Raw genomic sequence first — 22503 nt, forward strand, 5'->3', positions numbered from 1 at the left:
AAATGTTTCAAATGAAGTCCAGAGTATTACCAGGGTTACTCTACAGCGTGCTTCCTGTTTGCCTGGTGACAGGATAATGACAATGTTGTCATTCTTAACGTAAGTCATTGATAACGGTTTGAGGCTCTCTAGAATGTCCAGAGCAGCCAGTCAGGGGAGCAAGATGAAAATACTGATCGTTGAAGACGAGATAAAAACCGGGGAGTACCTCAGCAAGGGGCTGACTGAGGCGGGGTTTGTGGTGGACCACGCTGACAATGGCCTGACCGGATATCATCTCGCCATGACCGCCGAGTATGACCTCCTGATTCTGGATATCATGCTTCCCGACGTGAACGGCTGGGATATCATCCGCATGCTACGTTCTGCCGGGAAGGGAATGCCGGTTCTGTTACTCTCAGCCCTTGGCACTATTGAACACCGGGTGAAGGGTCTTGAACTGGGCGCGGATGATTACCTGATCAAACCCTTTGCCTTTGCGGAGCTTCTCGCCCGCGTCAGGACGCTTCTGCGACGGGGCAATACGGTGATCACGGAAAGCCAGTTTCAGGTGGCTGATCTGATGATTGATCTCGTGTCCAGAAAGGTGAGCCGCGCAGGGAACCGCATCCTGCTGACCAGTAAAGAGTTCAGCCTGCTGGAGTTTTTTATGCGACACCAGGGGGAAGTGCTGCCCCGCTCCCTGATTGCATCCCAGGTCTGGGACATGAATTTTGACAGCGACACCAACGCGATTGATGTCGCCGTCAAACGGCTTCGCGCGAAAATAGACAATGATTATGAACCGAAGTTGATCCAGACGGTCCGCGGCGTGGGGTACATGCTGGAGGCACCGGATGCGCGTTAAATTACCCAGACGCCCTTTTTCACTAGCCCTCAGGCTGACGTTTTTTATCAGCCTCTCCACGATACTGGCATTTTTCGCCTTCACCTGGTTTATGCTGCACTCCGTTGAAAAGCATTTTGCCGAGCAGGATATCAACGATCTGCAGCAAATCAGTACCGCGATGCACCGTATCCTGCAGTCCGCGGCAGATCCGGACGAGAAGAAAATCAGTAAAATCAAAGAGTCAATTGCCAGCTATCGTAACGTTGCGGTTCTTCTTCTCGACGCGCGTGGAGAGGTGTTGTTCAGTACGGCGCAGGGGGCAGCGTTACGCCCTGCCGTGAACACGGCGGCATTCAGCACGCACAGCCGGGCACGGGATGTGTTTCTCTGGACGGTAGATGCCCCCACCCTGCAGCGTCATTCCGGCGCTGAGATGAAAAGTGACACGTACCGGATTATCGCCTCGTCAGGCACGGCAACGCTGCAGGGAAAAGCGCAGAATTACGTTATGCTGATCGGGCTTTCTATTAATTTCCATCTCCATTACCTCGATGCGCTGAAAAAGAACCTGATTGCGATTGCCGTGGTGATCAGCCTGCTGATTATTCTTATCATTCGAATCGCGGTCCGTCAGGGACACCTGCCGCTGCGTAACGTCAGCAATGCCATTAAAAATATCACCTCTGAAAATCTCGATGCGAGGCTGGAACCGTCGCGCGTTCCGGTTGAACTGGAGCAACTGGTGATTTCGTTCAACCATATGATTGAAAAGATTGAAGATGTGTTCACCCGCCAGGCGAATTTTTCTGCCGATATCGCCCACGAAATCAGAACCCCCATCACCAATCTGGTGACCCAGACTGAGATCGCACTCAGCCAGAACCGGACGCCGAAAGAGCTGGAAGATATTCTCTACTCAAGCCTTGAAGAGTATAACCGGATGACCCGGATGGTCAGCGATATGCTGTTCCTGGCGCAGGCGGATAATAATCAGCTGATCCCGGACAGGGTGATGTTTGATTTAAGCGCGGAGGTCATTAAAGTCTTTGATTTCTTCGAGGCCTGGGCGGAAGAACGTCATATCGCGCTGACGTTTCACGGGATGCCCTGCCTGATCGAAGGCGATCCGCAGATGTTCAGACGCGCAATCAACAACCTGTTATCCAATGCCCTGCGCTATACGCCGGAAGGCAAGACGGTGACCGTCTCAATCGACGAACGGGAAAACGATTTTGAGCTGATGATTGCCAACCCCGGGAAACCTGTCCCGCAAGAACATCTACCCAGGCTGTTTGACCGTTTTTACCGGGTGGATCCTTCCAGGCAGCGAAAAGGCGAAGGCAGCGGGATTGGTCTTGCCATTGTGAAGTCAATTGTCACCGCGCATCATGGCAAAGTCCGCGTCGAATCGGATGCTCAGTCGACACGCTTTATCTTGTCCGTGCCTAAGCGGGTTACTCAGCACTGAGTGGTTGCTGCACAGCCCGACACACGTCCAGCACTTTCTCTCTCAGCCAGCGGTGCCCCGGATCCCTTTCCATTCGCGGGTGCCACATCTGCGATACCGTAATGGTTCGGGTTTTAAACGGCAGTTCAAAAACATGCACACTCTGCGCCATCGGCTGGTTCAGCAGATACAATGCCGGAACCATGGCGATCAGATCGGACGCCAGCGCCACGGATAGCGCCGTCGGGAAACCGGGCACGACGCTGGCAATTTTGCGCTTCATCCCCACTTCTGCCAGCGCATCGTCGACAAAGCCGTGTAGCGACCCGTCGGGCGCGGCAACCACGTGGCCCCAGGAAACATAATCGTGAAGGCTGACCGTGGGTTGTGCCGCCAGCGGATGTCCCTTACGCACCGCGGCAATGAACCGATCCTGAAATAATCGCTGCAGGCGTATTTCAGGTCCCATGTTGCTCTGCACGCCAATTTCCAGGTCAACCAGCCCTTCCCGCAGATAGCGTGACGTTTTCTCGGGCTTCGGCGAGAACCGAATACACACATCGGGCGCAGCTTCGGCCACGGCGGCAATCAGCAATGGGCCAAATGCGACCACAAAACCATCATTGGCTCTGATGGTGAACAGCCGCTCGAGGTTTTCCACCTTCAGCGTTTCAGTGGAGGGCTGCAGTACGGCTCTTGCCTCATACACGGCCCCTCTGGCTCGCTCCCGGGTGGCCTCGGCCCAGGGCGTCAGCACCATATTACGCCCTGCCCGCACCAGGATCGGGTCGCCGGTCACCTCTCGCAGCCGGCTCAGGGTACGGCTCATGGCTGACGTACTCAGGTTTAAACGCCGCGCCGCGCCCGCCACGCTGGCTTCGGCCAGCAGGACGTCGAGGGCGACAAGCAAATTAAAATCCGGATCGGACATGATGCATCCTCAGATAAGGCGTTATATGCAACTGAACAGTGCAACTGCTGCGTCTTCCGCCTTGTATATCCCATGATTATAGTTTCGTCATCAACATTCTTTCCGGAGTTACGACGATGACGCTATTTTCAAACCAGCCCGGCGACGAAGGATTGCCCGGCCATGAACGCGCCCGGGTGATGGCCGCGGTAATGACCACCACGCTGATGGGCGTTTTTGATGGCATCATGATCAACATCGCCTTGCCTTCGATGGCAAGCGCGATGCAGGTGCCCGCGAATGTGGCCGTCTGGTTCGCCAATGGATATCTGTTGTCCGCGGCCATGACTCTGGCCATCTTCGCTGCCCTGGCGGCCCGCGTTGGCTACCGCCCGGTGTTTCTGACCGGACTTGCCGTCTTTACACTCACCTCGCTCGGCTGCGCGCTGGCCCGCACCCCGGACATGCTGATCGGGATGCGGATTTTGCAGGGGATTGGCGGGGCGGCCACATTGAGTATTGCCCCGGCGATACTGCGCGCCGTCTTTCCCGGTCGACTGCTTGGCCGCATTCTGGGACTGCACGCCCTGCTGATCGCCTCCAGCACGGCCATTGCACCCGTACTGGGCGGGACGATCCTGGACGTACTGCGCTGGCAGTGGTTATTCGCCATTAACCTTGTTCCCGGAACGATTGCCCTGCTGTTGGCCTGGAAGGCCTTACCACGACAACCGGCTTCAGATCCTTCTCCGTTCGATGCCCCGGGGGCACTGCTCTCCGCGGTCCTGTTGGGGGCGATGATCATGACGGCCAACAGTTTCCAGCATGCTTCGCACCACATCAGCCACGAGGCCATCAGCTGGGCGTTGCTCGCCACGATTAGCGCCATCACCTTTGTCTGGCATATTCGCCGCGCCCGAAGCCCCATACTGCCTCCCGTTATTTTCCACAACGGACGCTTTACGCTCGCCGCGCTCACGTCGCTGGCCTCGTTTGTGAGCCAGGGCATCACCTTTATCGCCCTGCCGTTCCTGTTTCAGAGCGTGTACGGCTACAGTCCGGTGGTCTCCGCGCTGCTGTTCACGCCCTGGCCGATAGGCATCGTACTGATCGCGCCGCATGCGGGCCGCTGGGCAGACACAATTTCAGCCCCGCTGATATCTACCCTTGGGCTATTCGTGTTTGTGGTGGGATTGATCCTGCTCGCGACACTGCCCGCCAGCCCTTCCGCTTGGAATATCTGCCTGCGAAGCCTGGTGTGCGGGATCGGTTTTGGTTGTTTCCAGAGTCCCAATAACCGGGAAATGCTCTCTAACGTGGTACGGGAGTATGCCAGCTACGCATCCGGCGTACTGGCTATCGTGCGGACGTTTGGACAATGCCTGGGGGCTGCCGTGGTCGGCGTTCTGCTGGCCACAACGCCGAATCAGCCGGCTTTTGACGATCGGGCCGTTCATTATGCACTGTGGATTGCGGTCATTGCTTCGGCGGTTTCTGTCGTGTTTAGCGTGAGCCGGCTGCGCGCCACGCGTCAGGCTACGGCATAAACACGGAGCAGCGCACTACGCGCTGCACCTGTGATTTACTCCAGCGCCAGCAGCGCAAAACTCGCCAGCCAGTGTCCACCGCTGTAGTGGCTGCCCACCACATGCTCGACGCTTGCCGTCAGATGTCCGTTGACTGCCTCGCGCAGCGCCTGTTGTCCCGGATGGTTATCCGGCAACGCGCGGGCAATATGCTTCATGCACCAGGCGCGGCTGAGGTTTAACCCATCCAGATGGGCAATTTTCGGGTCGGTACGATCGCTCACCTCTGCCGGGTGCATCAGGGCCGAAACAGACCCCACATCAGGAAGAAAGGCGTCAAACCACGTCGGGAAATGCTCCGCCACCTTACTCATCAACAGCGCTTCCGTCAGCGCGCCGGAAATATACTCATCACCACCCGGTTCATAGTGAGCCGGGTAATGCGTGTCAGCCAGATAAAAGCGCGTCGCCGCCGTCAGAATAGCCTGTTCAAGGGCGTTATCCTGCACTTCACGGGCGTAATCAATCCCCAGCGCCAGGGCAAAAGCGGTGTTGTAATGCGTACCGACACGGATCGGATAGGTGAGCTTGCTGAGGTAATCCACCAGCCTGTCGCGAATGTCCTGCGTTAACGGCTGCAGTGTCTGATGCCAGCTGGCGGCCTGAGGTAACGCGGATTGCTTCAGCTCCTGCGCCAGCGCCAGAAGCCAGCCGTAGCCATAAGGGCGCTCGAACGAGGCGCGAAACGGTGCATTGAAATAGGCCAGCTCTTTCTCCACCTTCTCCTGCGTGATGTGTTCATCAAACAGGGCGACAATTTCATCCCGGCACGACAGTTCAGGGTAAAGCCGCACGCAGCGCAGCAGCAGCCAGTAGCCGTGCACCGCCGAGTGCCAGTCGAAGCAGCCATAAAAAATGGGGTGCAGTTCGCGGGGTGGCAGGACATCACCGTCATCATTAAGCAGGTGCATAATGTGGTTCGGATATTCCTGGCGTAAATAGGTCAAAGGCATGCGGGCAAACGCGTCGGCCTGGTGTTGCGTTAATTCCATATCAGCTCCTTAGATCGTTGCCGCGCTTAGCGAAAAACGAGGAAATACATTAAGAACACGTTGACCACCAGCAGGGTTAACGCCGTTGGGATCTGGATCTTGATCACCTGGTACTTATCTTTAAGCTCCAGCAGCGCGGCCGGAACGATATTAAAGTTGGCCGCCATCGGCGTCATCAGCGTGCCGCAATAGCCCGCGTACATGCCAATCGCCAGCAGCGGTGCCGGGTTACCATGGTGAACGTTAATCAGGAACGGCAAGGCGATACCGGCGCTGAGCACCGGGAATGCCGCGAAGGCGTTGCCCATGATCATGGTGAAAAGCGCCATGCCCACGCAGTAAATCACCACCAGCATGAACCGGCTATCGGGGTTCACAAACAGGCTAACGACCTTCTGGACTGACTCACCGGTGTTCGCCACCACAAACACCCCGCCCAGCATGGCCAGCATCTGTGGCAAAATCACCGCCCAGCCAATGGTGTCGACCAGGCGCCGGGACTGGCGAATAGCCTGCAATGGCGTGCCTTTTGTCAGCCACCAGCCGGTCAGGATCGCCGCCACACAGGCGACGCACAGTGCCGCCAGCGTGAGCTGTTTCTGGTCAAGAAGGAATACGCCCCCTATCGACACCCCTTTCAGGAATAATGTCCCGATCACCGTAACCACCGGGATCATCAGCGCAGGCAGGAAAAGCCAGTTTTTCAGCCGCGTTGACGAGGCTTCGCGCTCGGCATCGGTAGCCATTTTATAATGCCCCTTCCCGACCAGACCAAAGCCCGCCAGCAGAGCAATCACAATGACGCAGCCGCCGATAATTCGATAAGCAAGGGATTTGCCCAGCTCCTGCACCATCAGGTCGCCAAACAGGAAGATCCCGCCGAACAGGAACCAGAATAGCGCGGTGGTAAAACGTTTAGGATTCGCGCGATCGCGCAGGGTCATCACGACCAGCAGCATCACGACAAAGCCGATCAGGTAATACACGCGGTTAATGGTGATCAGGGTCATCATGGCGCGATCTCCTGTGTACCCTGCTCAGCGCGCCAGGACATAACGTCACGACGGATGCTGGCATCCAGACGCAACAGGCGCGTCATATGAATAATCAACGCCGCGATGGCGGTCGGAATGGCCCACAGGCCGATATGCAACGGTTCAATGCCCTGTATCCCATTCTCTTTCAGGAAAGCGTCGATCAGCAGCACCGCGCCAAACGCGATAAAAATATCTTCGCCAAAGAAAACCGCGATGTTGTCGCACGCCGCGGCATGCGCTTTGATCTTGTCCCGGATATGTTGCGGCAGTTCGCCATACTCATTGAGCGCTGCGCCTTCGGCCATCGGTGCCAGCAGCGGACGAACCGTCTGAGCATGCCCACCCAGCGACATCAATCCCAGCGCGGCCGTCCCTTCACGCGCCACAAAATAGAGCATCAGAATACGTGCCGAGGTGGCGCTGGCAATCTTTGCCACCCACGCCTGCGCCCGCTCTTTCAACCCGTAATATTCCAGCAGGCCAATAACCGGCAGGATCAGAATAAAGGTCGCCAGGGAACGACTGTTGACGAACTTCTCGCCAAAGGTCTCCAGCAACATCCCAAAATCCATGCCAACCAGCAGTCCGGTAGCCAGCCCCGCCACCACAACCACCAGTAGCGGGTTGAAACGCAGAGCAAAACCAATAACCACCACCGGTATACCGATGAGCGGCAACAGTGTCGAACCGTCCATAAACGTTTACCCTATCCAAAGTGAGCGTTGCGCGCCGGCGGCTATTTTTTTAATACTTCGCATCATGGCGAAGCGGGATGCAGTGCGGCGCGCGATGTTGTGTTTTGCGTCAGGCTCCGCAGAACCTGCACTAAAAAGCTATATCTGAACCACAAAAACATGTAAACAATTTATCAATAAAATGTTCTTATTTTATCGATGAGTTTACATTTCCGGACCAACGTCACCCCCCCGTAAGGAACGTTATGACTGCAAAGAAGAGTGCTGGATCATCAAATCACGACGATATAACCGATGGCCGTATCGTGTCCTCTCGCCATCTGGTATCGGAACGTTGCGCGGAATTATCAGAGCTGGAGTACGCGTTGATCATGACCAGCAACGCGTTTAACAAATGGATGGTGCGCTGCATGACCGCCGCCGGTGAGCCAGATATGGGCGCTTTTGATGTCTCGCTTCTGCATCACGTGAACCACCGCGACCGCAAGAAAAAGCTGGCCGACATCTGCTTTGTCCTGAACGTGGAAGATACCCATGTGGTGACGTATGCACTGAAGAAGCTGGTCAAGGCGGGCTACGTGACGAGTGAAAAAGCCGGAAAAGAGCTCTATTTCTCAACGACGGAGGAAGGGAAAGCGCTATGCATGAAATACCGCGACGTGCGGGAAGCGTGCCTGATCAATATCCATGCGGAGAGCGGGATTTCCGGAGCGTCTATAGGTGACACCGCGCAGCTGCTTCGGACCATATCTTCCCTGTATGACACCGCCGCGCGGGCGGCGGCATCACTGTAGTTAAGGGCGTCTGAAAAGCGAAATACTTCGTCCGGCCAGATGGTATTCCACGGCTTTGGTGATGACCGTCCCGGGGACAACGTCATCCGCCGTGGAGAGTTCCAGTACCCATCCTCCTTCGCCAAACTGGGGGATCTGGAACGGCACGGTGCCTTCAAACGGGTTAAACAGCATCAGCACATCGTGCCAGAGGCCCGGCTCCTGTCTGAGGTCCGGTCTGCTGATGGATACGCCGAGGGTTGAACCTTCATCCCACTGCTCATCCTGCTGCGGGCCGCCGCCGGCGTTAAACCAGCGGATCTCAAGCCCGTCGCGCCAGCTTTCACGCCGCAGCAACGGCTGTTTCGCGCGAAGGGCAATCAGATGGCGGGTAAAGTCGCGCAGAGCGGTGTCGTTTTCCGATAACCCCTTCCAGTCGATCCAGGAGATCTCGCTGTCCTGGCAATACCCGTTATTGTTGCCCTTTTGCGTACGGCCAAACTCATCCCCGGCCAGCAGCATTGGCGTGCCATGAGAGAACAACAGCGTGGTGAGGAAATTACGCTTCTGCCGCTCCCGGGTAGCGATAATATCCGGATTCTCTGTCGGCCCTTCCTCTCCGTAGTTATACGACCGGTTATCGTTATGCCCGTCGTTATTGTCTTCACCATTGTCGGCATTATGCTTTTCGTTGTAAGACACCAGGTCGTTCAACGTAAAGCCGTCGTGGGCGGTAATAAAGTTGATGCTGGCCCACGGACGGCGTCCGCGCAGGTCGTACAAGTCACCGGAACCTAGCAGGCGCGCGGCGAAGTCGTTAGACACGTTATCGCCCTTCCAGTACTCACGTACGGTATCGCGGTATTTGTCGTTCCACTCCCCCCAGCCTGGCGGGAAGCCGCCGACCTGATAACCGCCGGGGCCGATATCCCAGGGCTCACCAATCAGCTTCAGACGGGATAACACCGGATCCTGCGTGACGGCATCGAAAAAGCCACCGCGCGGATCAAAGCCTTCGGGCTCACGGCCCAGAATTGTCCCAAGGTCGAAACGGAAACCGTCAATATGCATCGATTCGGCCCAGTAGCGCAGTGAATCCATCACCATCTGCAGCACTCTCGGGTGGGAGGTATTCACCGTATTCCCCGTGCCGGTGTCGTTAATGTAATACCGGTGTTGATCGGGTAAGGTGCGGTAATAGCTGAAGTTATCGATCCCCTTAAACGACAGCGTTGGGCCGAGCTCATTGCCTTCTGCTGTGTGGTTATAGACAACATCAAGGATCACCTCGATGCCTGCGTCATGATAGGCGCGCACCATATCGCGAAAACCCTGGATCCCCGCCGGACCGTAATAGCGTGACGCCGGCGCAAAGAAGCCGAGCGTGTTGTAGCCCCAGAAGTTTTTCAGCCCCCTGTCGAGCAGGTGTTGATCGTCCGGGAACCAGTGAACCGGCAGCAGTTCAACCGAGGTGATGCCAAGGCTTTTGATGTAATCGACCGAGGCTTTGTGTCCCATCCCTTCAAACGTACCGCGAAGTTCAGGCGGGATCGCCGGGTTAAGCTGGGTAAAGCCCTTCACGTGGCTCTCATACACAACGGTATTCGGCCACGGAATGGTTGGCCGGTTATCATCCTGCCAGTCAAAAGCATTGGGGTCGATGACCTTGCATTTTGGCGTGAACGGCGCGCTGTCGCGGGTATCAAAACTGAGGTCAAGATCGTCATGACCCAGCTCATAGCCGAAATGGGCGTCGTTCCAGTCGATATCGCCCACCAGTTCACGGGCATACGGATCGATAAGCAGTTTATTGGGGTTGAAGCGATGCCCGTTTTCCGGGTCATAGGGGCCGTAAACACGATAGCCGTACAGCGTGCCAGGCTTCAGGTCCGGCACATAGCCGTGCCACACTTCATGGGTATATTCCGGCAGCTCCAGCCGGGCGATTTCGGTTTTTCCTGAAGGGTCAAACAGACAGAGCTCAACTCGCTCCGCATGTGCTGAAAACAGCGCAAAGTTGACCCCCTTCCCGTCATAATTTGCGCCTTGCTGCTGGCCATGACCGGCCCGAATTTCAAACGTATTATCCTTTGGCATTTTTTGTTCTCCACGATCATTCGCAGGTAAGCAGAACCATTAAGCATCCCGTTTCAGACGTTACATCCAGCGTCTCTTGCAGAACCCGGCTTTCACCGGTGAACAGATCCCGGTAGCGTTTTCCTGCCAGCGCATCGGGTATAGCAATAGTGGTATTGGCCCACAGTGCTTCATGGGTTGTCACGTCGAAGACCAGCCGCGGCACGGCAACAATCAGCGCCTCCTCGTCTTTCACGCGTGCGTAAACAATCAGGTTCTCCGCCCGCTCGCCGCTCACCTTCAGCGGCAGCCAGTCACCGTAATGGAATAGCGCGGCATAATGCGGACGAAGACGTAACAGCGTGGCGGTGACATATTGCTTAACGCTTCCGTCTCGCCAGCATTCCGGGCGGGCAAACACCCCGGCATCCGCCGTGCTGAGGTGGTGCACCAGCGCGGGGAAATCCGGTTCCCGTCGGTTATCCGGGTCGACAAGGCTAAAGTTAAGCGCTTCGCAGCCCTGATAGATGTCCGGTACCCCGGGTGCGGTGAGTTTGATCACCGTCTGGCTGAGGCTGTTCATCAGCCCGGCACGGATAAAGGGCTGCATCGCCTCACTGAAATCCTTCAGGAACAGCGTGTTGTCCGGTGAAAGCAGATGCCGGGCATAGCTCAACACCACGCTCTCATAGCTTTCGTTGCTGTCTATCCAGTCTGTGCGTTGTTTGGCTTCGCGCAGCGCTTTCTCCAGGAAGCCGAGGAAGCGCTCTTCGAGTGATTTCAGCCCGTCGACATCGTCAGGTGACAGCGTGGCGGGCCAGACGCCGGCCAGAGCCTGATAAATCATCCAGGTATCGGCAGCGTTCGGCGCGGTACCGTCGCTCAGAAAACGCACGTGGGTTTGATTCATCTGCCGCCAGCGGGCCAGATTTTCGCCCCACTGTTCCGGCGCTTCCGTCAGGGTATAGAGGCGTGCCCGGGCATCTTCACCGCGCTTCGTGTCATGGGTGGATGTCCCGAGTAAGGCGTCAGGCTGACGGGCAAGACGGATGCGCATTTCCTGATGAAAACGCGATAGCGAAAAGGCGCGCGGCGTCGGGTCTGCCCCCACTTCGTTAAGCGCCAGCTCCAGGTTATGGCGAAAGAACAGCGTATCTTCCACGGATTTCGCCATCAGTGGCCCGGTGAGTTGCTGGAAGCGGGTTCTGAAACGTGCCGCGTCGTCGTGGCAATTTTCAGGAAGATCGCCGGTGAGAATGCACACGATCAGGCTCAGGGCCGCTTCAGAAGTGTTAACGCTTGCGACAACGCGATTGAGCAGCGCCACGTCAGAGGCGGTTAATCCATCACGGGTGCCGTAGGTCCGATACACCGGAAACGCGATCAGCAACTCGCGCAACGCATGGTGGATCTCATCGGGTTGCAGTTCAACCGCATTGCGTCGGGCAAGATCGATGGCGATAGTTAACAGGGTAGTGAATTCGCCCTCAAAATTGCGATCGGTCATCAGCCCTTTGGCATCCCGTAACGCTGCAAACCGATCAACGGTTTCCCCGAGCGTGTCGTCATGGATTTTCTCCAGGCGGTCAAGGCGGCTGTCGTCCACCAGAACTTCCGCCAGCGAGGCAATAAACTCGTACCCCGTGGTACCGGAGACTGGCCATTCGACGGGCAGCTGTTCCCCTTTGGCGAGAATTTTTTCAACCGTGATGTAACACGCCGGTCCGGTTGCCTGGCGCAGACGCTGCAGATAGCCCAGCGGATCGGCCAGACCGTCGATATGGTCAATTCGCAGACCGTCAACGACGCCAGAATGAACCAGTTCAAGGATCAATCGGTGTGTATCATTAAATACCGACGCGTCTTCAACCCGCACGCCCACCAGGCCGGTGATTTCGAAGAAACGCCGCCACGAGAGCTGTTTCGGGGCTTCACGCCAGGACATCAGCCTCCAGCTCTGGGCCTCGTGCAGCGCCGCAATGCTTTTACCCTCCACAAAGGTGCCCGGGTTAAGAGGATAGGCGGTGTCGTAGTAGACCAGCGCTGCTCTGCCCGTGACAGGGTCACGTTTTACAGTGATGGCGCCCTTCTCAAGCTCCGCCTCAAAGGTGTCGCCCAGAAACGGCAGCGTAAGCGGCCGTGACCAGTCAATATCGAAATAGCGTGCGTAGCGGCTCTGTTTGCCATGCTCAATCACGTCTCGCCACCAGTGATTCTCCAGCGAGGTCGACATGTGGTTAGGCACAATATCCAGTATCAAGCCCATTCCCGCCTGCCTGAGCGCGGCCGCCATACGGTCGAATCCTTCTCGTCCGCCAATGGCGGGGTCGATTTTATTCGGGTCGGTCACGTCATAGCCGTGCGTAGAGCCGGTTGTGGCGGTAAACACAGGTGAGGCGTAAAGATGGCTGATGCCGAGATCTTTCATATACGGCACCAGTTCCACGACACGGTCAAACGTCATGCCGTTGCGGAACTGAATACGGTAGGTCGCGGAAGGGATCATAACGATGCTTCTCCATCAGCAAAGCGAACAACAATACTGTTCGGCGGTAACACCTCGTTCACCTCCGGCCAGCTAAAGAGCGTTTCTCCTGCCAGTGCAGGCACATCAACAGCCTTACTGCCTGTATTGAACGCCAGAGACAACGTTCCGGTCGGGAATCGCCAGCTCACTGCAATCATGCCGGGCGCCGTCCTGATGACCTTGCCCTCCGCCATGACGCCCTTTCGCAGTAACGGAACGATATGACGATGGCGCAACGTCAGCAGCGTTCGCGTGAAGCGAAGCCACGTTTTACCGTCATCGGTGGCGACCTTATTCCAGTCAATTTTAGAGCGAACAAAGGTCTGCACGTCATTCGGGTCGGGGACGGACGCACCGTGCCCGGCATGGCCGGTAAACTCTTTTGCGCGCCCTTCTCGCACGGCTTTGGCAAGCTCACCGTGAAAATCGGTAAAGAACAAAAACGGATTGGTTTCACCAAACTCTTCCCCCATAAACAGCAGCGGAATATGGGGCGAAAGCAGCAGTGCAGCAAGCAACACCCGTGTTTTATCGGCCCCCGCAAGGGCGATCAGTCTCTCTCCCTGAGCGCGGTTGCCGGTTTGATCGTGGTTTTGAATAAAATCGACAAAAAACTGTGGCGGCTGCGTGTGACATTCCACGCCGCGCGATTTGCCGGTCTGGAGAGAAACCTCGCCCTGATAGACAAAACCTTCCGTCAGCGCACGGGCGAGTTTTTTCTCCGGTTCAAAGGCAAAATCCTGGTAGTACGCATGCGTTTCGCCGGTGGCAAAGACATGCGCGGCATTGTGAAAGTCATCGTTCCACTCCGCGGTAAAAAGCGGTGTCGCACCGTGTGCGTCACGCGGATGCAGGAAGATAACGTTACGGCTGTCTTCGGTGGTGAGATGGATCTGCCGCCCGGGGATAGCCTCGCGAATGCGTTCGGCAATCTCCTGCAGGATATGTTTATCCGATGTGTCTTTAATCTGGTCGATGGCATCAAACCGTAATCCATCAAGATGGTATTCCGTCAGCCAGAACAGCGGGGCTTCGGTAATGTATTGCCTGACTGGCTCAGCCTCGTAAGCAATCCCGTTGCCCCAGGGCGTCATCCGTTCCGCGTCGAAAAACGCGGGTGACAGCACAGGCAGATAATTCCCTTCCGGGCCGAAGTGGTTAAGCACAATATCCAGCACGACAGAAAGCCCAAGCCCATGCGCAGCATCGATAAAGGCGTGGAAATCTTCTGGCGTGCCATAGGCAGCGTGCGGTGCATACAGCAATACCCCGTCATATCCCCAGCCGCGCGATCCGCCAAACTGTGAGACGGGCATGACTTCAATCTGGGTAATGCCAAGTTCAGCCAGGTAAGGCAGTTTTTCAATGGCGGCCCGGAAGGTGCCCTCCGGGGTAAAGGTGCCGATGTGCAACTCGTAAATCACCGTGTCTTCCCACCGCCGCCCTGCCCACTCCCGGTTGCCGGGCGGATACCGTCTGGCATCGATAACAACCGAGGGACCGTTAACATCCCCAGCCTGGGCGCGCGACGCCGGATCGGGTACGGCCATGCCGTCCGGCAAAACATACTGATATTCTGTGCCGTGCGTGACGCCGGGGACGTCAATCTGGAACCAGCCGCTGCCGACCGCCGTCATTGGCAAGTCGTTTTCTGCCAGACGTAGCGTAAGTTCTTTCTGTCCTTCTGCCCAGACGCGAAAACGTACAACGTCATTGGAAATAAACTCAGCACCCCAGTGTTTTTGAAATGTCCTGAATTCCATTCATTGTCCTCGAATGACCCACATTTTACGCGGAATGAAGTACAAGCTTAGTTCAGGATCAAAAGAGTGTTACGCCAGCGGTTTTAATGGCTTCATCTATTATTTATAAAAATATTCACCACAAGGAATACCATGCAGATTCGAAAAGGATTAAATACCGACCTCGCACGTCTTGAATGCTGTGACTTTTCATTCACCGTCAGTCACGTTGCGCGGGAGCCTTTTATACATTGTGATTTGCATATCGACGCTGTCGCCGTGCCTTATCGTAAAACGTATGAGCTCGATATGCAGACCCTTGAAAATCATTGCGTTAATCCGGATGCCATATTTCTTGTGGCCGAAACAGATGAGGGAGAAATTGCCGGTTTTATCACCGCGTCAATGAGCTGGAATAAATTTATCGCCGTTGACTATATTGCCGTTGAGCGCACGAAACGCAGAGCTGGCGCGGCGCAAAAATTGATGGCGGCCGCACACGTGTGGGCGCGTAGCGTCAACGCGGCTGGATTAAGGCTTGAAACCCAGAATGTGAATGTATCTGCCTGCCTGTTCTACCGTCATTATGGCTTTACGTTAGGCGGATACGATCGTTTCCTCTACAACGCATTACCGGAAAAAGACGAAATCGCCCTGTTCTGGTATTACATGCTGATCTGACTCTGGCTCTAACGGATATTGGCGGACGAAAGCGATTTGTCTGAAAATTACCCACCCGGCGCGCAAGGGAATGTGCGTCAGAATATGACTCGCCTGCCTCCCTTCATTTTTCTGTCACTTAATTTCAATACGCTTACATGATTTTGACAATGACGTTAAGGAAAGAAGAGTGAATTCAATGGCTAAGGCATTACTGCTGGCATTACCTGTTATGAGCGCGACCGCCACGGCAGCCGACCACGAAATCTGTGAGCCGAAAGCGTATGAGATGGCGCTGCGCTATCAACAGAAATCGGCAGAAATCATGGCTCTTCAGCTGCAGACCTATCGTTTCGCCACCGAGCGTTTTAACGAAAAAATAAAAGGGCTGACTACGCCAGAGAATTATGCCGTTGTGATGGATCTTGATGAAACGGTGCTGGATAACACTCCGTTACTGGCGCGTGATGCCGAACAGTGCCACGACTACACGAAATGGGACACCTGGAGTGACTGGGAAAAACAGGGAAAACCGGGATTAATTCCTGGTGCGAAGGCGTTTCTTGATCGCGTGAATCAAAGTAAGGTCCGTATTTATTATGTATCTGACCGCATGCAGGAAAACAAAGCAGATACGCTCAATACATTAAAATCCCTTGGCTTACCGCAGGTTTCAGAGGATAGCGTTCTGCTCGATACGGTCAGTAAAGAAGCCCGCCGCCAGAGCATCCTGAAGAAACAGCAGATAATCATGCTCTTCGGTGACAGCCTGCCTGATTTCGCCGCGCAATTTAAAAACAAAAAGCCGAGCGAAGCGCAGCGTGAACTCGTTGAGGCCAGCGCCGATCGCTTTGGCAGTGACTGGATTGTGCTGCCCAATGCCGCGTATGGCTCGTGGTCAAAAGCCACACTTGAAGGCTGGAAAGCCCCGCTGAAGCAATAACGTCTGGCTTGCCGGGTGGCACATTGCAGCCACCCGACATTTGATCCGACCTATTCATCCCGTTTATAGGTCCTATCATTATCAGGCGGGTTCATATAATTTTACGGAGAAGTAAGATGAGCTCTTTCTGAAGGAGACCCTTATGCTGACCGTAAAAAAACTTGCCCTGACAACGCTGATTTCCAGTTCGTTATTGTTCTACCCTGCGCTTCAGGCTTCGGCAGAAACGCCCCAGCACGTGGTTAAACAGCCTGCCGGGGGGTACAGTGTGCAGGTTGGCGATATTATGGTGACCTCGTTTACCGACGGTACCGTGGCGCAAGACCTGCACAAATTACTTCGTCGGACGACCCCGCAGAAGACCGATGCGTTGCTCGCACAAAATTTCCAGACCAACCCGGTAGAGGCGTCCATTAACGCTTTTCTGATTGCGCTACCCGGCCACAAGATTCTGGTGGATACCGGCTCAGGCCAGCTTTTTGGCCCCGGTAACGGCGGGCGACTGATTGAGAGTCTGGCAACGCAGGGGATCGCGCCGCAGGACATCACCGAGATTTTACTGACCCATGCGCACTCCGATCATGCCGGTGGCCTGGTCAAAGATGGTAAGGCGGTGTTTACCAATGCGCGCGTTTTTGTCGGCAAACCTGACATCGACTTTTTCTTTAACAACGATAATCAGAAAAAAACCGGCTACGACCAGAACTACTTCGATGTCGCGCAGAAAACCTTAAAACCGTATCGTGATGCCGGCAAGGTGGTTCCTTTTTCCGGAACCTCGCAGCTTCTGCCCGGGATAACCGGCACGGTTCACCCGGGCCATACGCCTGGTTCGGCCTTCTATACGCTGGAAAGTAAAGGCGAGAAAATCACCTTTGTCGGCGATATTATCCACGTCGCGGCGGTACAGTTCCCGCAGCCCGCCGTGACCATCGCCTACGACCAGGATCAGGACGGTGCGGCACGTGTCCGCCAGGATGCTTTTGCTGATTTTGTGAAAAACAGAGACCTTGTCGCAGCCCCCCACCTGCCGTTCCCGGGTATCGGTTACGTCACGAAAGGCAAGCACGGCGGTTATGCCTGGGTGCCCGTCACCTACACCAATCGCGACAGCCACAGCGCAAATTAAAACGGATAACACGATGACGCCCGTTGCTGAGATGGATATCGACCTGATCCTGACGCTGGATGCATTGCTCCAGGATCAGAACATCACCCATGCGGCCGCGCGGCTCGGCATCAGCCAGCCCGCGATGTCCGCCCGTCTGGCGCGCCTGCGTTCACTCTTTGGCGAACCGTTGTTTATCCCTTCCCCACATGGACGTGGGGTGTTGCCCACGCCCAGAGCGGAGGCGCTAAGGCCGCAGGTCATGACCGTATTGCGGGGCATTAACGCGATGTTTGCCCCCACCACCTTTGATGCGCAAACCAGCCAGCGGACATTTGTGATTGCCCTGCATGAAAATCCGGCCCTGATGCTGGGTGCCGAACTGCTTAATCAGTTCCGGGCCCATGCCCCGGGGATCCGCTTGCGGTTCGCGCTGCCAGAAATGGCAACCCTGCCACAGCAGCTGGAAAAGGGTGATGTGGATGTCTATATCGGTGTGAGCGCCGGCGCGCACGACGGCTGGGTCAGACGTAAACTTTTCGATGACCAGTTTGCAACAGCCCAGCGAAAAGGCCACCCCCGCGGTGTCGGGCCACTGGATCTGGAGCACTATTGCGCGCTCTCTCATCTGGTGGTCTCTTCAGAGGGTGACCCGTTTACCGGCTTTGTGGATCAAACCCTGGGCGGACTGGGCTATCAGCGCAACGTGGTGATGTCCACGCAGAGCTACGCCATGGCACCTCCGCTTGTCGCCAGCACGGACCTGCTCTGCACCTTACCGGAACGTATGCTGCAACGCTTTGCCTCGACGCTGGATATCTTTCCCCCGCCGCTGCCGCTGCAGCCGATTACCATCAGCATGTACTGGCACCCGAAAAACAGTCAGGATACGGCAAGCCTCTGGCTGCGCGAGCAACTGCTGCTGGCCGCGGGACGTCAGATGTGATCGAGGGTGTGCAGAAATTTCTTTAACACCTCTGAGCGAATGATCCGGTGGCACACCAGCTTCAGTTCGCTTTCCCTGAGCCTGTCAATGATGTCGATGTACACGACATTCTCCACGCTGACCGCCCTGGCGGAGGCCGGCAGTAGCGCCATGCCAAAACCCGCAGAGACCAGGCTGATGACAGTAGGTACGTCGGTGGCGTTTTGTACCACTTCAGGCTGGAAACCTGCGCCGTAACAAACGTCATAGAAGTACTGTTCGAGGCCCATTCCCTCCGGGTCGCGCAGGGAGATCCATTTTTCATCTTTCACCGAGGCGAGCGTAAGCGCGGACGATTTCGCCAGAGGGTGCTGCGAAGAGAGCGCCAGCACCGTTTTCTCGGACGTAAACGGGCGGCTTTGCAGGTCGTCTGGCAGAGACGGCAGCGGTGCCCGGATGATGGCCACATCCAGCTGGTTGCTTTGCACGGCGGTATAGAGCGTCTGCACATTCCCCGTCATTAGCGACATGGTTATGGCAGGCCACCGACTGTGCATCTGGCGCAGCGCGGCAGGCAGCCTGGTGTCAAACATGGCGCTCGATACGCACCCGAGATTCAACACCCCTTGCTCCCCCCTCGCCGTTTGCCTGGCGTCCAGCACCGCCTGTTCCGTCAGGGCGATGGCCAGCCTGGCTTTCTCCAGGAAAGCTTCACCGGCCGGCGTCAGGGTTAAACGGCGGTTCGCCCGGCTAAAGAGCGTAACGCCTAACCGTTCCTCTAACGTTTTAATCTGCTGACTCAGCGCGGGTTGTGCCATGTTCAGGCGCTCCGCAGCCCGGTGCATGTGAAGCTCTTCCGCAACGACAATGAAATTACGCATCTGACGAAACTGCATAACGCTTCCCCGGATTTTTTGATAACAAATTTATTATCAAAATAGCAGTAATGATGCAATTGATGCTATGGGCTATTGCCATAAAAATGGAGGCATGCAAACACGGGAGGAAAAAATGGAAAGCCCAGTCAACGATCTCAGAAGTGCCATCGCGTTACTGCAACGCCACGAAGGACAGTATATTGAAACGGATCATCCGGTGGATCCCAACGCGGAGCTGGCGGGTGTTTATCGACACATTGGTGCGGGCGGCACGGTGAAACGCCCTACCCGAACGGGCCCGGCCATGATGTTCAATAACGTTAAAGGTTATCCGGATTCGCGTATCCTGGTGGGCATGCACGCCAGCCGGGAAAGAGCGGCACTCCTTCTGGGATGTGAACCCTCGACGCTCGCGCAGCACGTCGGTCAGGCCGTGAAAAACCCGATCGCGCCGGTTGTTGTCCCGGCATCGCAGGCCCCTTGCCAGGAGCAGGTATTCTACGCTGACGATCCTGATTTTGATCTGCGTAAACTGCTTCCGGCCCCGACCAACACGCCGATTGATGCTGGCCCGTTCTTCTGTCTGGGGCTGGTACTGGCAAGCGATCCGGAAGACAGTTCGCTGACTGACGTCACGATTCACCGTCTCTGCGTTCAGGAGCGCGATGAGCTTTCCATGTTCCTGGCCGCGGGGCGCCACATTGAGGTCTTTCGTAAAAAGGCTGAAGCAGCCGGAAAACCGCTGCCGGTGACGATCAACATGGGGCTCGACCCGGCGATTTATATCGGCGCCTGCTTTGAAGCGCCCACGACGCCGTTTGGTTATAACGAACTGGGCGTTGCCGGGGCGCTGCGTCAGAAACCGGTCGAACTGGTACAGGGCGTGGCGGTAAAAGAGAAAGCGATCGCGCGGGCTGAAATCATTATCGAAGGCGAACTGCTGCCAGGCGTGCGCGTTAGAGAAGATCAGCACACCAACAGTGGCCATGCGATGCCGGAATTTCCGGGCTACTGCGGCGAGGCAAATCCTTCTTTGCCCGTCATCAAAGTGAAAGCCGTCACCCTGCGTCACCAGGCAATCCTGCAAACGCTGGTGGGGCCAGGTGAAGAGCACACCACGCTCGCAGGCCTGCCAACGGAGGCCAGCATCCGCAATGCCGTTGAAGAGGCCATTCCGGGCTTCCTGCAAAATGTCTATGCGCATACCGCGGGCGGCGGTAAGTTCCTCGGCATTCTGCAGGTGAAAAAACGCCAGCCATCCGATGAAGGACGTCAGGGACAGGCGGCGCTTATCGCACTCGCGACCTATTCCGAACTGAAAAACATCATTCTTGTCGACGAAGACGTGGATATTTTCGACAGTGACGACATCCTGTGGGCGATGACTACCCGCATGCAGGGAGATGTCAGCATCACCACTATTCCAGGGATCCGCGGTCACCAGCTGGATCCGTCGCAGTCGCCGGATTACAGCACGTCGATTCGCGGAAATGGCATTTCCTGTAAGACCATCTTCGATTGCACGGTACCCTGGGCGCTGAAGGACCGCTTCGAACGCGCGCCGTTTATGGAGGTTGACCCACGTCCGTGGGCACCAGATTTGTTTGACGCAAAACACGACTAGCGCGTTCGCGATACAGAAGAGCGTATGGCTTTCGGGTCATACGCTCTTCTGTTTTTCATCGCAGGCAAAAAGGGAAATTGCCGCTTCCCCTGCTTTCTTGTACCCTTTCGTCGTTAACCCCAACCCCACAAGAACTGAGACATCCGGACGCTTATGACTGCACACCTTTCTAAAGACCCTTTACATGGCGTAACGCTGGAGATGCAGGTCAATGCCCTGGTTGCACGATATGGCTGGAGTGAGTTGGGCGATCGAATCAAAATTAACTGTTTCAGAAAAGACCCAAGCGTTAAATCGAGCCTGAAATTTCTGCGCCGCACGCCCTGGGCTCGCGCAGAAGTTGAAGCCCTGTATCTTGATTCCCTGAATGATGAGGGGATCGCAGAACCGGACGAACCCGCCTTTAACCCCTGGGCTAACAGTCGGATAACCAAGAGCTAAAACGCAAATGACGCGACATGTAAAACGGATTGGTGCGCTGACTGCCTGTGCACTTTTACTTGTTAGTTGCTCCTCAAAACCACCAAAATCACTGGTAACGCCTCTCCCGACCGCGAGCAAACCGACCCAGCAGGCTAACGAGCCGATGCGTGGGATCTGGCTGGCAACCGTCTCACGCCTGGACTGGCCCCCGGTGGCCTCAGTGAATGGTCGCGATGCGCAAGACCGTATCGCGATGCAAAAACAGGCCCTGACGAACAAGCTCGACAAGCTTAAGCACCTCGGTATTAATACCGTGTTTTTCCAGGTCAAACCGGACAGCACGGCGCTCTGGTCGTCTAAAATTCTGCCGTGGTCAGATATGCTCACCGGCAATATCGGCGAGTACCCGGGCTACGATCCGCTGCAGTTTATGCTCGATGAAGCGCACAAGCGCGGCATGAAAGTCCATGCCTGGTTCAACCCTTACCGCGTTTCAACCAATACCAAACCGTCGACCATTGCCTCGCTGAACCGCACGTCGTCATTGCAGCCTTCCAGCGTTTATGTCCAGCACCCGGAATGGATCCGTATTGCCGGCGATCGTTTTGTGCTCGACCCCGGCATTCCGCAAGTGCGTGACTGGATAACGCAGGTGGTCACCGAAGTGGTTGCGCACTATCCCATTGATGGCGTGCAGTTTGACGACTATTTCTATACCGAATCACCGGGATCCGCGCTCAATGACGCGCAGACTTTCAGACAATACGGTCAGGGATTTGCCTCTAAAGCCGACTGGCGCCGCCACAATACGCAGCAGCTGATTGTGCAGGTTTCCCGGGCCATTAAGCAGACGAAGCCTGGCGTGGAGTTTGGTGTCAGCCCGGCTGGCGTATGGCGTAACCGCTCATTCGACCCGGCAGGCTCAGACACGCGCGGTGCCGCAGCCTACGATGAATCCTATGCCGACACGCGTCAGTGGGTGCAGCAGGGTCTGCTGGACTATATCGCGCCACAAATTTACTGGCCTTTCTCCCGGGATGCGGCGCGTTATGACGTGCTGACGAAATGGTGGGCAGAGGTGGTGAAACCGACGCATACCCGCCTGTATATCGGCATTGCGTTCTACAAGGTAGGTGAACCGTCGAAAAATGAACCGGACTGGACGGTTCAGGGCGGCGTGCCGGAGCTGAAAAAACAGCTCGATCTGAACGATTCACTGCCCAACGTGAATGGCACGATCCTGTTCCGCGAAGATTATCTTAACCAGCCGCAGACACAGGAAGCCGTCAGCTACCTGCGCGGACGCTGGGGTAGCTGACCGGTCAACA

The 22503-nt window shown here is 56.1% G+C and carries 19 protein-coding genes; 11 read left to right on the forward strand and 8 right to left on the reverse strand.

The genetic code is table 11. The features are described 5' to 3' along the window. The first annotated feature begins 163 nt into the window (after nucleotides 1–163). A complete protein-coding gene (silR, locus tag BH714_RS07415) occupies nucleotides 164–847 on the forward strand; it encodes a copper/silver response regulator transcription factor SilR (RefSeq protein ID WP_032670366.1) in 684 nt (227 codons plus the stop codon). After that, entirely contained in the window at nucleotides 837–2297 is a 1461-nt protein-coding gene (locus BH714_RS07420) for a Cu(+)/Ag(+) sensor histidine kinase (RefSeq protein ID WP_040017515.1), read from the forward strand. Before silR ends, BH714_RS07420 begins: the two co-directional genes overlap by 11 nt. Here the strand turns inward: BH714_RS07420 and BH714_RS07425 are convergent. Then, entirely contained in the window at nucleotides 2284–3207 is a 924-nt protein-coding gene (locus tag BH714_RS07425) for a LysR family transcriptional regulator (RefSeq protein WP_014170087.1), read from the reverse strand. The genes BH714_RS07420 and BH714_RS07425 overlap by 14 nt on opposite strands. A 116-nt stretch (nucleotides 3208–3323) precedes the next feature. Here BH714_RS07425 and BH714_RS07430 point away from each other — a divergent pair, with 116 nt between their 5' ends. Beyond that, nucleotides 3324–4733 (forward strand): MFS transporter, encoded by a 1410-nt coding sequence (locus BH714_RS07430; RefSeq protein WP_040017517.1) that lies wholly within the window; start codon nucleotides 3324–3326, stop codon nucleotides 4731–4733. Between the two features lie 35 nt (nucleotides 4734–4768). On the opposite strand, the gene BH714_RS07435 is transcribed toward BH714_RS07430, so the two are convergent. Genes BH714_RS07435 through BH714_RS07445 form a run of 3 tightly spaced genes read right to left on the reverse strand, consistent with a single transcriptional unit; the run spans nucleotide 4769 to nucleotide 7496 of the window. After that, the gene (locus BH714_RS07435; RefSeq protein WP_040017518.1) at nucleotides 4769–5764 is read right to left on the reverse strand and encodes a DUF2891 domain-containing protein; all 996 of its coding nucleotides are present in this window, start codon (nucleotides 5762–5764) and stop codon (nucleotides 4769–4771) included. Nucleotides 5765–5790: 26 nt separating this feature from the next. Then, complete coding sequence (locus BH714_RS07440) at nucleotides 5791–6777, reverse strand: DUF979 domain-containing protein (protein WP_014170090.1); 987 nt, start codon at nucleotides 6775–6777, stop codon at nucleotides 5791–5793. Further along, complete coding sequence (locus BH714_RS07445; RefSeq protein ID WP_014170091.1) at nucleotides 6774–7496, reverse strand: DUF969 domain-containing protein; 723 nt, start codon at nucleotides 7494–7496, stop codon at nucleotides 6774–6776. The genes BH714_RS07440 and BH714_RS07445 overlap by 4 nt, the downstream gene beginning before the upstream one ends. A gap of 245 nt (nucleotides 7497–7741) precedes the next feature. Between BH714_RS07445 and BH714_RS07450 the strand changes: the two genes are divergently transcribed. Then, on the forward strand, nucleotides 7742–8290 hold the full coding sequence (locus tag BH714_RS07450) for a winged helix DNA-binding protein (protein ID WP_014170092.1): 549 nt from the start codon (nucleotides 7742–7744) through the stop codon (nucleotides 8288–8290). Here BH714_RS07450 and glgX read toward each other — a convergent pair whose 3' ends face one another. From glgX to treZ, 3 genes are read right to left on the reverse strand one after another with little or no spacing between them, the layout of a single operon-like run. Continuing rightward, nucleotides 8291–10366, reverse strand: a complete 2076-nt coding sequence (gene glgX / locus BH714_RS07455) for a glycogen debranching protein GlgX (RefSeq protein ID WP_025204167.1) — start codon at nucleotides 10364–10366, stop codon at nucleotides 8291–8293. A gap of 16 nt (nucleotides 10367–10382) precedes the next feature. Beyond that, complete coding sequence (gene treY, locus BH714_RS07460) at nucleotides 10383–12851, reverse strand: malto-oligosyltrehalose synthase (RefSeq protein ID WP_040017520.1); 2469 nt, start codon at nucleotides 12849–12851, stop codon at nucleotides 10383–10385. Next, on the reverse strand, nucleotides 12848–14635 hold the full coding sequence (gene treZ / locus BH714_RS07465) for a malto-oligosyltrehalose trehalohydrolase (protein WP_040017521.1): 1788 nt from the start codon (nucleotides 14633–14635) through the stop codon (nucleotides 12848–12850). The genes treY and treZ overlap by 4 nt, the downstream gene beginning before the upstream one ends. 132 nt (nucleotides 14636–14767) lie before the next feature. On the opposite strand from treZ, the gene BH714_RS07470 reads away from it, so the two are divergent. The 4 genes from BH714_RS07470 (at nucleotide 14768) to BH714_RS07485 (ending at nucleotide 18271) form a co-directional block, all read left to right on the forward strand. Beyond that, nucleotides 14768–15295, forward strand: a complete 528-nt coding sequence (locus BH714_RS07470; RefSeq protein WP_020884118.1) for a GNAT family N-acetyltransferase — start codon at nucleotides 14768–14770, stop codon at nucleotides 15293–15295. A gap of 178 nt (nucleotides 15296–15473) precedes the next feature. Beyond that, complete coding sequence (locus tag BH714_RS07475) at nucleotides 15474–16217, forward strand: 5'-nucleotidase, lipoprotein e(P4) family (RefSeq protein WP_249221881.1); 744 nt, start codon at nucleotides 15474–15476, stop codon at nucleotides 16215–16217. Between the two features lie 142 nt (nucleotides 16218–16359). Further along, nucleotides 16360–17346 (forward strand): MBL fold metallo-hydrolase, encoded by a 987-nt coding sequence (locus BH714_RS07480; RefSeq protein WP_040017524.1) that lies wholly within the window; start codon nucleotides 16360–16362, stop codon nucleotides 17344–17346. Nucleotides 17347–17359: 13 nt separating this feature from the next. Beyond that, nucleotides 17360–18271 carry a LysR family transcriptional regulator gene (locus BH714_RS07485; RefSeq protein ID WP_040017525.1) on the forward strand — a complete coding sequence of 304 codons (912 nt, stop codon included), beginning with the start codon at nucleotides 17360–17362 and terminating at the stop codon, nucleotides 18269–18271. Here BH714_RS07485 and BH714_RS07490 read toward each other — a convergent pair. Continuing rightward, nucleotides 18262–19146, reverse strand: coding sequence for a LysR substrate-binding domain-containing protein (locus BH714_RS07490; protein WP_040017526.1), 885 nt, complete (start codon nucleotides 19144–19146; stop codon nucleotides 18262–18264). The genes BH714_RS07485 and BH714_RS07490 overlap by 10 nt on opposite strands. A 115-nt stretch (nucleotides 19147–19261) precedes the next feature. On the opposite strand from BH714_RS07490, the gene BH714_RS07495 reads away from it, so the two are divergent. From BH714_RS07495 to BH714_RS07505, 3 genes are all read left to right on the forward strand, one after another. After that, entirely contained in the window at nucleotides 19262–20752 is a 1491-nt protein-coding gene (locus tag BH714_RS07495; RefSeq protein WP_040017527.1) for a UbiD family decarboxylase, read from the forward strand. A 153-nt stretch (nucleotides 20753–20905) separates the two neighbouring features. Continuing rightward, nucleotides 20906–21193: a VF530 family protein gene (locus tag BH714_RS07500; protein WP_014170105.1), complete on the forward strand. Its 288-nt coding sequence runs from the start codon at nucleotides 20906–20908 to the stop codon at nucleotides 21191–21193. Nucleotides 21194–21200: 7 nt separating this feature from the next. Further along, nucleotides 21201–22493, forward strand: a complete 1293-nt coding sequence (locus BH714_RS07505; protein ID WP_040017529.1) for a glycoside hydrolase family 10-like protein — start codon at nucleotides 21201–21203, stop codon at nucleotides 22491–22493. The last annotated feature ends 10 nt before the right edge of the window (nucleotides 22494–22503 follow it).

It is taken from the genome of Enterobacter ludwigii (assembly GCF_001750725.1).
Taxonomy (GTDB): domain Bacteria; phylum Pseudomonadota; class Gammaproteobacteria; order Enterobacterales; family Enterobacteriaceae; genus Enterobacter; species Enterobacter ludwigii.